Origin of the sequence: Erwinia sp. MYb416 (assembly GCF_037479575.1) — a bacterium.
GTDB classification, from domain to species: Bacteria; Pseudomonadota; Gammaproteobacteria; order Enterobacterales; family Enterobacteriaceae; genus Erwinia; species Erwinia rhapontici.
On record NZ_JBBGYT010000442.1, the window covers coordinates 100225 to 115698 of the forward strand.

Below are 15474 nucleotides of genomic sequence, written 5' to 3' on the forward strand. Positions count from 1 at the left end.
AACGTTAGCCTTGCTGACGCTTAGACGAGCGGCGATTGCTGCCCGGCTTGCTGGCTTTCGTGGTCGTGGTGGTATGACGCTTGACCGCACGGCGGATCTGGTTCGCTTTAGTACGGCGGCGATCTTTTTACACGGCGACTTTGGTGACCGTTTCCGGCGCCAGACCCACCAGCTCACGCAGGTAGTTGGTCGGCTGGAGTTCCAGCTCTGTCCAGCCGCCACGCGGCAGACCTTTCGGCAGGTCGATATCGCCATAGCGGATACGGATCAGACGGCTCACCTGCACACCGACGGCTTCCCACAGACGGCGGACTTCACGGTTGCGCCCTTCGGTCAGCGTGACGTTATACCACTGGTTGATCCCTTCCCCCCCCGTAAACTTCAGGGTTTTAAAGGCTGCCGGGCCGTCTTCTAACTGCACGCCACGGCTCAGCTGTTTGATCTTCTCGTCATCGACGGCACCAAATACGCGGACGGCATATTCGCGCTCAACTTCACGGCTCGGGTGCATCAGGCGGTTTGCCAGTTCACCATCGGTAGTGAACAACAGCAGACCACAGGTGTTCACATCCAGACGGCCAACGGCCACCCAGCGTGCACCGCGCAGCTTCGGCAGACGGTCAAATACCGTTGGACGGCCTTCCGGGTCATTACGGGTACAAAGCTCGCCTTCCGGCTTGTAATACGCCAGAACCCGGCAGACTTCGGCAATGGATTCACTGACAGGAACAATATGGCCGTCAACACGGATCTTCATTGAGGCACTTGGCTCAACACGGTCACCCAGTGTGGCCAGCTTGCCATCAACGCTGACGCGTCCGGCAGAGATCAGGGTTTCGATTTCACGACGGGAACCGTGCCCGGCGCGTGCTAAAACTTTTTGTAATTTCTCGCTCATGGAGCTACCTCTGTGTCGCCTTCCCAGGCGTCATGGTGAAAACAGAATTTCTTTTGTTTTCAATAACTTAAAGTGTGTATCGCGTGTCATTATACAGCCTTTTTACTGCGGTGTAACCTTCTTACACCGCGCAGGCCCAAAAAAAGCCCTACACCTCGTCCCCATAACCCGTGCGACCCATTGAAAGAGTGAGCATTGTTGGACTACACCAGCCGCTTTCCTTGTTTGTCGATCAGTTTTTAACCCCCTTCCTTGCTGAATTCGCCCTGCTGCGGGTCTGGCAATATTTCAAGAACGATTTCTGACGGCCTGCATAACCGCGTGCCAATCGGTGTGACAACAATCGGGCGATTAATCAGGATCGGATATGTCAGCATGGATGCAATCAATTCATCATCGCTGAAGCGCTCTTCGGCTAATCCCAGTTGCTCGTAAGGTTCCACGTTCTGACGAAGCAATGCACGGGGGCTAATCTGCATTGCAGTGATCAACTGTACGAGCTTATCGCGATCGGGCGGTGTCTCCAGATAGAGAATAATTGTTGGTTCAACACCGCTATTACGAATCAGCGCCAGCGTGTTACGTGATGTTCCACAGGCCGGATTATGGTAGAGGGTAATATCTGTCATGTTCATTCTCATCTCATTGGGTCAGCGCCAGGCGCAAAGCCAGCGCACTCAGGGTGACAAGCAGCACGGGCAGTGTCATCACCACGCCAACCCGGAAGTAGTAACCCCAGCTAATCTTGATGTTTTTCTGGTCGAGTACATGCAGCCAAAGTAACGTCGCCAGACTTCCAATCGGTGTAATTTTCGGCCCCAGATCGCAGCCAATAATGTTGGCGTAAATCATAGCTTCTTTGATGACACCTTCCGCCGCGCTTGCGTCGATTGAGAGCGCACCGATCAAAACAGTCGGCATATTGTTCATCACTGATGAAAGCATCGCCGTGACCAGCCCAGTACCAAAGGTGGCACTCCACAACCCCCCGTTTGCGAAGGTATTTAACAGTGAGGTGAGATACTGGGTGAGGCCCGCATTTTTCAGACCGTAGACAACCAAGTACATCCCCAGTGAGAAAATAACAATCTGCCACGGTGCACCGCGTAGCACTTTCCCGGTGTTAATGGCATGGCCGCGTTTAGCCACAACAAACAGAATGAGCGCACCAGACGCAGCTATAGCACTCACGGGAATGCCGAGCGGCTCAAGCAGGAAGAAGCCAACCAACAGCAGAACCAACACCAGCCAGCCCATTTTGAATGTCGCTGGGTCTTTGATGGCATTCGCAGGAGATTTCAACAGTGAAAGATCGTAGGTAGCGGGAATGTCTTTACGGAAGAAAAGATGAAGGACAATCAGCGTGGCAATGATAGCGGCGAGATCAACCGGCGCCATGACTGACGCATAGTCACTAAACCCCAGTTGGAAAAAATCTGCAGAAACGATATTAACGAGATTGGAGACTATCAGCGGCACACTGGCTGTGTCAGCGATAAACCCGGCGGCCATAACGAAAGCCAGTGTTGTTCCTTTGCTAAAACCTAATGCCAGCAGCATAGCGATAACAATGGGTGTCAGAATGAGCGCAGCACCATCATTAGCAAATAGCGCGGCCACCGCAGCACCTAACAGCACAATATACGTAAAAAGCAACCGCCCTCGCCCGTTACCCCATTTGGCAACATGCAACGCACACCATTCAAAAAATCCTGATTCGTCCAACAGCAAGCTGATGATGATTACTGCGATAAATGCAGCCGTTGCGTTCCAGACGATATGCCAGACAGCCGGAATGTCATTCAACTGAATGACTCCGGTCACCAACGCAAGCACTGCACCTATTGACGCTGTCCAGCCAATGCTAAGCCCGCGAGGCTGCCAGATAACCAACACGATGGTCAGGATAAATATTGCGCCTGCGAGTAACATTGAAATCTCCCACCTCGAAAAAATACATACGTTTTTGTGAATGCATTTTTGCGATCAGCTGCACACATTAGCGTTTTTGAGTGATTCACGTACTTCCTCACGCTGACTGCTCCATGCGGTATCAATAATCGAGGCAGCCCATGCCGGCATATGAGGTGAAAGACGATAATGAACCCATTTGCCCTCACGGCGATCCAGCACTAATCCTGCATCACGTAACAGGGCAATATGCCTGGAAATTTTCGGCTGCGACTGGTTTGTCACTGCGCAAAGGTCGCACACACACAACTCTCCCGCTTCCCGTAACAGCAAAATAATGGTTGTCCGCGTTTCGTCGGCAAGCAATTTGAAAAGTTGAACAGGATGCATAATCAAACGTTCCAGTGAAAACAAGACAAATATGATAATTCATATATGTTAAAAGTAAAAGTGGATTTCAATCACTGGAAAATTTCCTATGCCAGCATTTCCAGCCCTTGATGCTGAACACGTTGATCTGTTCTTCTCAGGGAAAAATGCTGGCAGTGACGCAGTTTGCGGCGGGTCGCCGTCGTTCAACGCCGTCAATCAGGCAAAGATTTGATTGCTCCCCGTGCCATTGGTCATCAAACCCAAAGGACGCAGTGCGTGACCGCGCCATTTTCATTACATTTAAAAGACTTAACAGTTACCCACCTGAATGAAAGTATAAATACTTATCATTTAGCGTATTTTTCATTCATTCGTTAAAAAATGAATTAACCGAAATAACAGCAGGTTACTGCCTTACACTCCCCTTATTTGTTGAACCTTTCAGCCCGCACCAGGCCTGGCGCCAGCCCGAAAATCCCGTATCTACGCGTGAACACCAGCCCGCCACTCCAGTTTTTTTGATTTTTTTAGTTTCAAATACCAGACTGAAACTATTTTACATTATATTATGCTGCCATAATCACTATAAGCCGAGGATACAGGAGAATAAATACCAAATATTCAGTTAATTTACACAGCAGGTTGGGTTAATTCTGGATTATCCGGCATATTAAAATTAAGGCTCAGATATTAATTTGCTGAACTTATAAGTTTGTGTAGAATTCACTCAGGCAGAAGAGCGCCATATAAATAGATAGTTAAATAGATATTATAAATACACGTTTAACGTGAACATAAAAACTTCGTTTTTCTTTTCGTTGTTAGCAGTAAACGGGAGTGAATGCTCCTGAAAAAATACGCTGAGTCACACTCGGCATCGGCATTACACGTCATTACTCCTCACCAGGGATTTTACTGACGTGTCCGACAAAATGTGATTATTATGAAAATTAAAAACACCCTGCCGGCGTTGGCATTGCTAATGCTGACCGGCTGCTCTGTAGGCAAATATGACTACAGCAGCGAAGCTATGAAACGCGTAGATATGAACTTTACCGGCATTCCGACCATTCTCGGCATCGGCGCGCTGGGCACCAGTATCCCTATCACCCCGGAGTACAGCCTGACTGCAGCGCATGTGGCAAAGCTTTCCGTACAGAAAGTGAAGGCCTATCACCCTTACTGCGACCTGGCGATCATCTACCACAAGAACGACATCAAAACGCTGCCGAAATTTCGCGACGGTGCCATTGGCGAGTCAGTGAAAATGTACGGTTACAGCTTTATTTCCGCCATGCCCGTTGAATCAGCAGGCGTCAATCTGGCTCTGACGGGAATCCGCAATGAATGGAATAAACGACCTTGCGTAGCGATGGCATCCAATGCTGGCGTGGTAAAAGGCATGTCGGGTGGTGCGGTTTATAATAGCGATGACACCATTGGTGGCGTCATTGTTGGCTTTACTAGCGAAATAAAAAGACCGCGTAAATCTCCAGTTCCGCTTAAGGATGTTTCACTGTATATCCCCTATAAGGATTTTAAAGAGTGGCTGAGCAAATCAACATCGTAATAACAATGAATGATAATAAATAACAGGCCCATTCTCAGCGGCCTGTTATTTAACGCTTAGAGAAAGGGTTGAATATCGCCCACACCCTCGCGGATCACTTCCGGGGTATTTTCCGTTAAATCAATGACGGTGGTTGGCTGCTGCCCGAGATACCCGCCATGAATAATCAAGTCCACCAGCTTGCCAATTTCATCCTGGATCGCTTCCGGATCGGACTCGGTAAAGTCATTTCCCGGCAGCATCAGCGACGTCGACATCATCGGCTCATTCAGTGCTTCCAGCAGTTCCAGCGCAATCGGGTTTGAGGGGACACGCAGACCGATCGTCTTACGTTTCTCGCTCATCAGACGGCGTGGCACCTCTTTGGTTGCCTTCAGAATAAACGTGTAGTTCCCCGGCGTGTTGTTCTTGATCAGGCGAAATGCGGTGTTGTCTACGTGCGCATAGGTCGACAGCTCTGAGAGGTCACGACACATCAGGGTAAAGTTATGGTTCCCATCCAGCTGACGAATGCGACAGATACGCTCCATCGCACTTTTATCTTCCAGCTTACAGCCCAGTGCATAGCCAGAATCCGTCGGATAGACAATCACACTGCCCTTGTTGAGCATTTCAACCGCCTGCTTGATCAGACGCGGCTGGGGATTATCCGGATGAATATAGAAAAATTGACTCATTACACACCTCTTGTTTGCGCTTCACTGCCACAAACCTGATTGACAATTTCAGGAAAACGGTGCCATACCGCTTCGACACCGCCCGGCAGCCACAATTTTTTTCCCAGTTCAATCCAGGGACAGGCCTGATGGAAGTCAGAACCCTGCGAGGCCGCTAACTGGTAGTCCTGCGCATAGCGTGCCAGCTGCTGACGCTCATTGGGCGCCTGCTGACACTGAGCCACTTCCATCGCCTCGCCGCCCTGCTCACTGAAGTGAGCCAGCAGACGTTTCAGCCATTTTGCCGACAGACCGTAGCGGCCGGGATGGGCTACCACGGCACGGCCACCTGAATGATGAATGGCATCAATAGCTTGTTTAATTGTACACCACTGTGGCGGGGCATAACCGGTTTTGCCACGTGCCAGATAATTTTTGAATACCTGCTGCATGGTGTCCGCTTTCCCGGCGTTAATCAGAAAGCGGGCAAAATGCCCGCGCGTCACGGCACCGCCTTCTGCCAGCGCCAGCGCACCCGCTAATGCACCGGGGATATGCGCTTTTTCCAGCCGTTCAGCGATCAGTTCTGCACGCGCCAGACGGCGCTGCCCCTGTTCAGCCAGGAAGGCCACCATCTGTGGGTGGTCAATATCAATACCCAGGCCAACGATATGGATTTCATGGTTCTCCCACAGCGTTGAGATCTCCACGCCATTGATCAACTGCAACGGCAACGCATGACGTGCAATCGCTTCACGCGCGGGTTTAATGCCCTCCGTTGTATCGTGGTCGGTGATGGCCAGCACGCCCACGCGCTGTTCCACCGCACGCAGAACCAGTTGCTCCGGGGTCAGTAACCCGTCGGAAGCCCGCGTGTGGCTGTGAAGATCGTAGATAGGGAAAGCGCTGAGTGAGGCGGCAACTGCGGTCAAAACGACTCCGGGAAAGACAGAAAAATATCGCAGCATGATACCGACATTTTGCCCTAAGGGAAAAAGAGTATTGACTTTTCTCCCGCGAACCAGTTAACTAGTACGCAAGTTCACAAGCAAGGTATCTGTATCATGACGTATTCATTCTCTCTGATGACTGGTTGGTGGCGTACTTCTCCCTGAAAGGGCGAGGTTGTCATGCACGGTCAATACGTAGTGCAGATACTCAAGCCCGCCTGATGCGGGCTTTTTTTTGAGCAAAAAACAGAGAACATCACATGCAAAATGCCAAACCTACAGTGAAGTTGATTACCGGCAACGCACCTTACCGCGAAGATCCGGCCGCTGTTTTTCATCAGCTGTGTGCCGCCCGTTCCGAGACTCTGCTGCTGGAATCTGCGGACGTTGACAGCAAGCGCAACCTGAAAAGCCTGCTGATTGTGGATAGCGCCCTGCGCATTAGCGCCCTCGATAACCGGGTACAGGTGCAGGCACTGTCTGAGAATGGTCGCGCACTCCTGCCGCTGCTGGATGCCGCGCTGCCCGAATCGGTTGAGAACAGCGTGCGCCCGGATGGCCGCGAACTGGTGTTCCCGATTAATCACGCTTTCCTCGATGAGGACGCCAATCTTCGTGCGCTGTCGGTCTTTGATGCATTACGCCTGATCCCACAGCTGGTTAATGCCCCGGCAGAAGAGCGTGAAGCCGTGTTGCTCGGCGGCCTTTTTGCTTATGATCTGGTGGCAGGTTTTGAGTCACTGCCGGAATTAAAGAATGAACAGCGCTGCCCGGATTACTGCTTCTATCTGGCAGAAACGCTGCTGGTGATTGACCATCAGACGCAAAGCGCGCGACTGCAGGCCAGCCTTTTCACCCATTCACCTTCAGAATTTATGCGCCTGCAAAGCCGCATTGAGCAGTTGCACGGTCAGATGCTGCAGCCTGCCAGCGCACTGCCGGTGAAGACCGTCGAAAGCATGACGCTCAGCGTCAGCCAGAGCGATGAGGATTACTGCCAGGTGGTGCGCCAGATGCAGGATGCGATCCGCATCGGCGAAATCTTCCAGGTGGTGCCATCCCGTCGCTTCTCACTGCCCTGCCCGTCCCCGCTGGCCGCCTATGACACGCTGAAGAACAGTAACCCAAGCCCGTATATGTTCTTTATGCAGGATCGCGAGTTCAGCCTGTTTGGCGCTTCGCCGGAAAGCTCACTCAAGTATGACGCCACCAGCAACCAGATTGAAATCTACCCGATTGCCGGCACCCGCCCACGCGGCCGCCATGCGGATGGCTCACTGGATCGCGACCTCGACAGCCGCATCGAGCTGGAAATGCGCACTGACCATAAAGAGATGGCCGAGCATCTGATGCTGGTTGACCTCGCCCGTAACGATCTGGCGCGTATCTGTGAGCCGGGAACGCGTTATGTGGCAGACCTGACCAAAGTTGACCGTTACACCTTTGTCATGCATCTGGTCTCCCGCGTGGTCGGCCAGCTGCGTGCGGATATTGACGTGCTGCACGCTTACCGTGCCTGCATGAACATGGGCACGCTGAGCGGCGCACCGAAAGTCCGCGCTATGCAGCTGATTGCCAAAGCCGAAGGCACACGTCGCGGCAGCTACGGTGGCGCCGTTGGTTACTTCACCGCCAGCGGCGATCTGGATACCTGCATTGTGATTCGCTCTGCCTACGTCGAAGACGGCGTGGCAACGGTTCAGGCCGGTGCCGGGGTGGTTCTGGATTCCAATCCGCAGGCGGAAGCGGATGAAAGCCGTAATAAGGCGCGCGCGGTTCTGCGTGCCATCGCGACAGCGCACCACAGCAAGGAGATGTTCTGATGGCCGATATTCTGCTGCTCGATAACTTCGACTCATTTACCTACAACCTCGTCGACCAGTTACGTGCCTTTGGCCATAACGTGGTGATTTACCGTAACAACGTCCCGGCGGACCAGCTGATTGCCCGTTTGCAGCAGATGGAAAACCCGGTCCTGATGCTTTCTCCCGGTCCGGGCGCACCGTCAGAAGCGGGCTGTATGCCAGCGCTGTTACAGGCCTTACGCGGCCAGTTGCCGATTATCGGTATCTGCCTCGGCCATCAGGCGATTGTTGAAGCCTATGGCGGCCACGTGGGCCAGGCGGGCGAAATCCTGCACGGCAAAGCCTCTGCGATTGATCATGACGATCAGGGCATGTTTGCCGGGCTGAACAACCCGTTACCAGTAGCACGCTACCACTCGCTGGTCGGCAGCAATATTCCCGATGGATTAACGGTTAACGCCACCTATAACGGCATGGTGATGGCCGTCCGTGATGACGCCAACCGTGTCTGTGGCTTCCAGTTCCATCCGGAATCTATTCTTACCAGCCAGGGCGCACGCCTGCTGGAACAAACTCTTGCCTGGGCGCTGGCGTGATCAAGGAGACAGCAATGAACACTATTCTGGAAAAATTATACCAGGCCGAGATCCTGACGCAGGCAGAAAGCCACCAGCTGTTTTCGGCGATTATTACCGGGCAGCTGGAGCCAACCCAGCTGGCGGGAGCGCTGATCGCCATGAAAATCCGTGGTGAACGTCCTCAGGAGATTGCCGGGGCAGCCACCGCCTTGTTAGAAGACGCTAAACCTTTCCCGCGCCCGGACTATCCGTTTGCGGATATTGTCGGGACCGGCGGTGACGGCAGTAACAGCATTAATATTTCCACCGCCAGCGCATTTGTTGCCGCCGCGTGCGGATTGAAGGTGGCGAAGCACGGTAACCGCAGTGTTTCCAGTAAATCGGGTTCGTCAGATTTGCTGGCCGCTTTCGGTATCAGCCTGGATTTACCCGCAGTGCAGGCACGCCAGGCACTGGATGATTTAAACGTGTGTTTCCTGTTTGCCCCTCAGTATCACAGCGGTTTTCGCCATGCGATGCCGGTGCGTAAAGAACTGAAGACGCGTACCATCTTTAACGTGCTCGGCCCGTTGATTAACCCGGCACGTCCGCCGCTGGCAGTGATCGGTGTTTACAGCCCGGAGCTGGTGCTGCCGATTGCTCAGACGTTGAAAGTGCTGGGTTACCAGCGTGCGGCAGTCGTGCATGGCGGGGGGATGGATGAAGTGGCTCTGCACAGCGCCACTCATGTGGCCGAACTGCGTGACGGCGAGATCACCAGCTATCAGTTAACGGCTGAAGATTTTGGCCTGAGCTACCATCCGCAAGAGGCGCTGGCCGGGGGTTCACCGGAAGAAAACCGTGACATTTTAACCCGTTTACTCCAGGGTAATGGCGAGCTGGCGCACGAAGAAGCCGTCGCGGCAAACGTCGCCCTGTTGCTGAAAATTTTTGGTCATGAAGACTTACGACACAATGCCCAACAGGCGCTGAAAACCATTCGCAGCGGCAAAGCCTACGAGCACGTGGTCGCACTGGCAGCAAGAGGATAATCATGCAGGAAACCGTACTCACTAAAATCGTTCAGGATAAAGCAATCTGGCTGGCAGAACGTCAGCAGCAGCAGCCGCTGGCCACCTTTCAGAACGACATCACACCCTCCACGCGCAGCTTTTACGATGCGCTGAAAGGTGCGCGCACCGTCTTTATTCTGGAATGTAAGAAGGCTTCGCCCTCAAAGGGCGTGATCCGTGAAGACTTTGACCCGGCGGTGATTGCCGGCGTGTATAAGCATTATGCCTCTGCCATTTCGGTGCTGACGGATGAGAAATACTTCCAGGGAAGCTTCGATTTTCTGCCGATCGTCAGCAGTATTGTCACCCAGCCGGTACTGTGCAAAGACTTTATTATTGACCCGTATCAGATCTACCTGGCGCGCCATTACCAGGCCGATGCCATCCTGCTGATGCTCTCCGTGCTGAACGACGATCAGTATCGCCAGCTGGCTGCCGTGGCGCACAGCCTGAACATGGGCGTCCTGACGGAAGTGATCAGCGATGAAGAGCTGGAACGCGCCACCGCGCTGGGTGCCAAAGTGGTCGGCATTAATAACCGTGACCTGCGCGATCTCTCCATCGATCTGGACCGCACCCGCCGCCTGGCACCGAAAGTGGCGCATGGCGTCACGGTGATCAGCGAGTCCGGCATCAACAATTATGCGCAAGTGCGCGAACTGAGCCACTTTGCTAACGGCTTCCTGATTGGCTCGGCGCTGATGTCAGAAGATGACCTGGCTGCCGCCGTGCGTCGGGTGATTATCGGCGATAACAAAGTCTGCGGCCTGACGCGTGCCGAAGATGCCCGCAACGCGCTGGAGGCAGGTGCACTGTATGGCGGCCTGATCTTCGCCGAGGGTTCCCCTCGCCAGCTCAGTATCGAACAGGCTCAGCAGATTATCCCTGCCGCTGCACTGAAGTATGTCGGCGTGTTCCGTAATAATGTCATCAGTGACGTTGTCACCTGTGCGCAGCAGCTGAATCTCTCCGCCGTACAGTTGCACGGCGACGAAGACCGCGACTACGTCAGCCAGTTACGCAGCCAGCTACCGGAAACGGTAAAAATCTGGAAAGCGTTCAGCATCAGCGACAGCCTGCCTGACCGTGACTGGGCTGGCGTTGACCGCTACGTCTTCGACCACGGAAACGGGGGCAGCGGTCAGGCGTTTGACTGGTCACTGCTTGCCAACCAGTCGCTGGACAATGTGCTGCTGGCCGGTGGTCTGGGTGCAGAAAATTGCGTACAGGCGGCACAGCTTGGCTGTGCGGGCCTCGACTTTAACTCCGGCGTGGAAAGTGCCCCTGGAGTGAAAGATGCCGGTAAAATTGCTTCCGTGTTTCAGACACTGAAAGCCTACTGATAAAGAGAAACGACATGACCCGATTAAATCCGTATTTTGGTGAGTTTGGCGGCATGTATGTGCCGCAGATCCTGATGCCTGCACTGCTCCAACTGGAAGATGCCTTTATCAGCGCTCAGAGCGACCCGGCGTTCCAGGCGGAATTTACTGACCTGCTGAAAAACTATGCTGGCCGCCCTACCGCACTTACGCTGTGCAAAAACCTGACGGCAGGCACCAAAACCCGCCTGTATCTGAAGCGTGAAGACCTGCTGCACGGCGGCGCGCACAAAACTAACCAGGTGTTGGGCCAGGCACTGCTGGCGAAACGCATGGGGAAAAAGGAGATTATCGCTGAGACGGGTGCCGGTCAGCATGGCGTGGCGTCTGCACTTGCCAGCGCACTGCTTGGCCTGAAATGCCGCATCTATATGGGCGCGAAAGATATCGAACGCCAGTCTCCTAACGTATTCCGTATGAAGCTGATGGGTGCGGAAGTGATCCCGGTTCACAGCGGTTCCTCAACGCTGAAAGATGCCTGTAACGAAGCGCTGCGCGACTGGTCGGGCAGCTATGAAACCGCTCACTATATGCTGGGTACCGCAGCGGGCCCGCATCCGTTCCCGACCATCGTGCGTGAGTTCCAGCGCATGATTGGTGAAGAGACCAAAGCGCAGATTCTGGAAAAAGAGGGTCGCCTGCCGGATGCGTTGATTGCCTGTGTGGGTGGCGGCTCTAACGCCATCGGTATGTTTGCTGATTTTATTGATGACACCAGCGTTGGCCTGATTGGCGTTGAACCGGCGGGGCACGGGATTGAAAGCGGCGAGCACGGCGCGCCACTGAAGCATGGCCGCGTGGGCATCTATTTCGGGATGAAAGCCCCCATGATGCAAACCCACGATGGCCAGATTGAAGAGTCTTACTCTATTTCTGCCGGTCTCGACTTCCCGTCCGTCGGCCCTCAGCACGCCTATCTCAACAGCATTGGCCGCGCTGATTACGTTTCTATTACGGATGACGAAGCGCTGGATGCCTTTAAAACACTGTGCCGCAGCGAAGGGATTATCCCTGCGCTGGAATCGTCACACGCGCTGGCCCATGCCCTGAAAATGATGCGTGAAAACCCTGAGAAAGAGCAACTGCTGGTGGTGAATCTTTCCGGCCGTGGTGACAAAGACATCTTCACCGTGCATGACATCTTTACCGCTAAGGGAGAAATCTGATGGAACGTTACGACCTCTGTTTTAAACGCCTGGCAGAACGTAAAGAAGGCGCTTTCGTGCCTTTCGTTACCCTCGGTGACCCGAATCCTGAGCTGTCATTGCAGATTATTGATGCGCTGGTGGCCGGAGGCGCGGATGCCCTTGAACTTGGCATCCCCTTCTCCGATCCGCTGGCGGATGGCCCGACCATTCAGAATGCCAATCTGCGCGCCTTCGCCGCCGGCGTGACGCCATCACAATGCTTCGAGATGCTGGCCGCCATTCGCCAGAAATACCCGGAACTGCCGATTGGCCTGCTGATGTACGCGAACCTGGTGTTCTCAAACGGCATCGATAATTTCTATGCACGCTGCCAGCAGGCGGGTGTTGATTCGGTGCTGATTGCGGATGTGCCGGTGGAGGAGTCCGCCCCCTTCCGTCAGGCGGCCATGCGTCATAACGTCGCCCCGATCTTTATCTGTCCGCCGAACGCCAGCGACGACCTGTTGCGTGAAATCGCCTCACACGGGCGCGGTTATACCTACCTGCTGTCACGTGCTGGCGTCACCGGCTCCGAAACCCGTGCCAATCTGCCGTTGAAACATCTGGTCGATAAGCTGCGCGAATACCACGCCGCGCCTGCCTTACAGGGCTTTGGCATTTCTGAACCTTCACAGGTTAAAGAAGCGATCGCGTCCGGTGCCGCCGGGGCGATTTCAGGCTCGGCAATTGTCAAAATCATTGAGCGGAACGCCTCCCACCCCGACGTGATGCTGAAAGAGCTGACTGCCTTCGCCAGCTCACTGAAGGCCGCCACCCGCAGCTAATCTCTGTTAATGCCTTATTCCTGTGATAAGGCATTATTTTCTTTCTGTTTGTCACAATCCTGATTTGCTTTCTTTCCTTCTGTGAACAACTATTATTGTGAACCGCAATCACGCGGATGACTGCCTTTTGATGATGACAGGGAGAGATGCAATGAAATTGTTTAAAGTCTTATCGGGTATGGTTATTGCCGCTGTTGTGGCACTGTCCGTCAGCGCCTGCGCGCCTACGGCAACCAAAGAAGGTACTGGCGGGTATATTGACGATACGGTAGTAACGACTAAGGTGAAAGCCAGGTTGCTGAATGATAAATCACTGAAGTCCACGGAAATCAACGTTGAGACCTTTAAAGGCCGCGTGCAGTTAAGTGGTTTTGTCAGTTCACCGCAGGCGGCAAACCGCGCCGTACAGGTCACACGTGGTGTGGCGGGTGTGAAATCGGTGGTAAACAATATGCAGATTAAGTAACGAACTGTATAAAAGAAAAAGGCGCGAACTTCGCGCCTTTCTTGTTTCTGGCCCAGACAGGCTTAGAAACGGTAACCCGCCCCGAAGAAGAACACGAACGGATTAATGTGTGTATCAATACTCTGATGACCTGCCGTCTGAGAGTCGAAACTGACTTTAGTATTAATATCCATGTACCACAGTGACGCATTCAGCATCCAGTCAGGCGTTAATTGATAATCCAGGCCTAACTGCCCCGCCACGCCCCAGGAGTTTTTCACTTTCAGGTTACTCAGCCCTGCCGCTCGCCCGGTGTCGTTAAAGTCCGTGTCATAGAACATGGTGTAGTTAACACCGATACCGGCATAAGGCTGCCATTTGCTGGTATTGCCCATGAAGTACCACTGTGCCATTAACGTTGGCGGCAGTTGATGAACCGTTGCCAGTGTTCCGGTGGCCTGGAGTCCAACGTGATGTTTGAACGGTGTGGCACCCAGCAACTCAATACCAATGTTGTCCGTCGCCATATAGGTAAAAGTCAGACCAAGCTGGGTATTGTTATCAATATCGAACTCCCCCAGCCCCATCACATTATCTGAGCCACCGGTCGGGCGCACAGTCGCTGAACCGGCGCGCATAAAGAAGTCCCCGGCTTCGTGGGCGGAGGCAACAGCAGGCAGTAGGGTAACAAGAGCCAGTGCCAGTGCTTTCAGTTTCATAACCATTCCTTTTGTCGAATTGTTGTCAGCATGTGGCCTGCTACGAGGCCTTAGTGCGAAATCACGAACATATTTACGCTTATTTACGCAAAAGGTCATGTGAATCAATCCGTATAAACTTGATAAAAAACATAGGGTTGATTTAGATCAATTTTGCCCAATTAACCCCGGGATTAATCTTAGTGATCCAGAGAGGGAAAATGAGAAATGACACAACGTCAGCTCAGACGCAGGGAAATGTCACGCAGCAGCGCGTGAAAGCTGCGGTAATACCTTCTTAAATCGAAAGTTATGTCAATCTGAGTGCCAGCACCCCATGAGAGCATGTACAATCGCCGGGTCTATAACACCGGCCTTTCAAGGAGAGTACATGTCTATCACGGCGGGTTCGCTATACCGTGACACGGGGAATTTTTTCCGTCATCAGTTGGTTACCATTACACTGATGGCGCTACTGACCTCATTTATCACCATGATGCTCGGCAAGGCTTTTACGCCTGATGCCGATCAAATGCAGATCCTGGGTGACGGTGCTGCAGGTTCGGCCGGCAGCCTGATGGAAATGATTCAAAACATGTCGCCGGAACAACAAAAGGTGCTGCTAAAAGCCTCCGCTGCGGGGACTTTTGCTTCACTGGTAGGGAATGTGCTGCTGCTGGGCGGCATGCTGTGCCTGATCCCGATGGTATCATCCGGTCAGCGTGTCAGTGCACTGCGGGCCATTGGTGCTTCAGCTCCGCTATTACCGCGCCTGCTGCTGCTGACGTTCCTGATGACGTTAGTGATCCAGCTTGGCTTTATGGTGCTGGTGGTGCCGGGTGTATTGCTGGCCGTGACGCTGGCGTTGTCACCAATCATCATGAACACAGAGAAAATCGGCGTTTTTGCGGCCATGCGCACCAGCGTTCGCCTCGGATGGAGCCAGATGAAACTGGTGGCACCGGCTGTTGTTCTGTGGATTGTGGCGAAACTGGTTGTGCTGCTGCTGGCATCTTCATTGCTGTGGTTGCCACCTGACGTCGCCTCCGTCCTGTTGAACGCCATTAGCAATCTGATTTCAGCCATACTGATTATCTATTTGTCACGCCTGTATATGCTGTTACGTTAATTCATCGGGAATGCCTCGACAGAGTCATTCCCGATTCATAATATTCCGGTTTAGTC

General features: G+C 53.3%; 13 protein-coding genes, 2 pseudogenes and 1 other annotated feature. Of the genes and pseudogenes, 8 read left to right on the plus strand and 7 right to left on the minus strand.

Features of this window, described 5'->3' with window-relative positions:
* Positions 1-4: 4 nt before the first annotated feature.
* From rluB to WH277_RS26660, 4 genes and pseudogenes are all read right to left on the minus strand, one after another.
* Positions 5-898, minus strand: a pseudogene (gene rluB, locus WH277_RS26645) (23S rRNA pseudouridine(2605) synthase RluB).
* Between the two features lie 239 nt (positions 899-1137).
* Complete coding sequence (gene arsC / locus WH277_RS26650; RefSeq protein WP_339507442.1) at positions 1138-1527, minus strand: arsenate reductase (glutaredoxin); 390 nt, start codon at positions 1525-1527, stop codon at positions 1138-1140.
* 13 nt (positions 1528-1540) lie between these two features.
* Positions 1541-2830, minus strand: a complete 1290-nt coding sequence (locus tag WH277_RS26655) for an arsenic transporter (RefSeq protein ID WP_339507379.1) — start codon at positions 2828-2830, stop codon at positions 1541-1543.
* 54 nt (positions 2831-2884) lie between these two features.
* Positions 2885-3202, minus strand: a complete 318-nt coding sequence (locus WH277_RS26660) for a metalloregulator ArsR/SmtB family transcription factor (RefSeq protein ID WP_339507443.1) — start codon at positions 3200-3202, stop codon at positions 2885-2887.
* Between the two features lie 922 nt (positions 3203-4124).
* On the opposite strand from WH277_RS26660, the gene WH277_RS26665 reads away from it, so the two are divergent.
* The gene (locus tag WH277_RS26665) at positions 4125-4751 is read left to right on the plus strand and encodes a trypsin-like peptidase domain-containing protein (protein WP_133841898.1); all 627 of its coding nucleotides are present in this window, start codon (positions 4125-4127) and stop codon (positions 4749-4751) included.
* Between the two features lie 56 nt (positions 4752-4807).
* On the opposite strand, the gene WH277_RS26670 is transcribed toward WH277_RS26665, so the two are convergent.
* Complete coding sequence (locus WH277_RS26670) at positions 4808-5428, minus strand: L-threonylcarbamoyladenylate synthase (RefSeq protein WP_133841897.1); 621 nt, start codon at positions 5426-5428, stop codon at positions 4808-4810.
* Positions 5428-6339: an RNase RNM gene (rnm, locus tag WH277_RS26675; RefSeq protein ID WP_159336555.1), complete on the minus strand. Its 912-nt coding sequence runs from the start codon at positions 6337-6339 to the stop codon at positions 5428-5430. Before rnm ends, WH277_RS26670 begins: the two co-directional genes overlap by 1 nt.
* 156 nt (positions 6340-6495) lie before the next feature.
* Positions 6496-6594 (plus strand) — a sequence feature (Trp leader region).
* 23 nt (positions 6595-6617) lie between these two features.
* Between rnm and WH277_RS26680 the strand changes: the two genes are divergently transcribed.
* The 6 genes and pseudogenes from WH277_RS26680 to WH277_RS26705 all read left to right on the plus strand — a co-directional run bounded on the left by WH277_RS26680 (position 6618) and on the right by WH277_RS26705 (position 13612).
* Positions 6618-8180, plus strand: a complete 1563-nt coding sequence (locus WH277_RS26680; protein ID WP_133841895.1) for an anthranilate synthase component 1 — start codon at positions 6618-6620, stop codon at positions 8178-8180.
* A pseudogene (gene trpD, locus WH277_RS26685) lies at positions 8180-9771 on the plus strand (bifunctional anthranilate synthase glutamate amidotransferase component TrpG/anthranilate phosphoribosyltransferase TrpD). Before WH277_RS26680 ends, trpD begins: the two are co-directional and overlap by 1 nt.
* 2 nt (positions 9772-9773) lie before the next feature.
* Positions 9774-11135, plus strand: coding sequence for a bifunctional indole-3-glycerol-phosphate synthase TrpC/phosphoribosylanthranilate isomerase TrpF (trpCF, locus tag WH277_RS26690; protein WP_133841892.1), 1362 nt, complete (start codon positions 9774-9776; stop codon positions 11133-11135).
* Between the two features lie 14 nt (positions 11136-11149).
* The gene (gene trpB, locus WH277_RS26695; RefSeq protein ID WP_133841891.1) at positions 11150-12340 is read left to right on the plus strand and encodes a tryptophan synthase subunit beta; all 1191 of its coding nucleotides are present in this window, start codon (positions 11150-11152) and stop codon (positions 12338-12340) included.
* Positions 12340-13146 carry a tryptophan synthase subunit alpha gene (gene trpA, locus WH277_RS26700; RefSeq protein ID WP_159336553.1) on the plus strand — a complete coding sequence of 269 codons (807 nt, stop codon included), beginning with the start codon at positions 12340-12342 and terminating at the stop codon, positions 13144-13146. Before trpB ends, trpA begins: the two co-directional genes overlap by 1 nt.
* A 151-nt stretch (positions 13147-13297) precedes the next feature.
* The gene (locus WH277_RS26705) at positions 13298-13612 is read left to right on the plus strand and encodes a BON domain-containing protein (RefSeq protein WP_339507380.1); all 315 of its coding nucleotides are present in this window, start codon (positions 13298-13300) and stop codon (positions 13610-13612) included.
* Positions 13613-13674: 62 nt separating this feature from the next.
* Here the strand turns inward: WH277_RS26705 and ompW are convergent, their stop codons facing one another.
* Positions 13675-14310: an outer membrane protein OmpW gene (gene ompW, locus WH277_RS26710; protein WP_133841888.1), complete on the minus strand. Its 636-nt coding sequence runs from the start codon at positions 14308-14310 to the stop codon at positions 13675-13677.
* A 370-nt stretch (positions 14311-14680) separates the two neighbouring features.
* Between ompW and WH277_RS26715 the strand changes: the two genes are divergently transcribed.
* Positions 14681-15418, plus strand: coding sequence for a YciC family protein (locus WH277_RS26715; protein ID WP_133841887.1), 738 nt, complete (start codon positions 14681-14683; stop codon positions 15416-15418).
* The last annotated feature ends 56 nt before the right edge of the window (positions 15419-15474 follow it).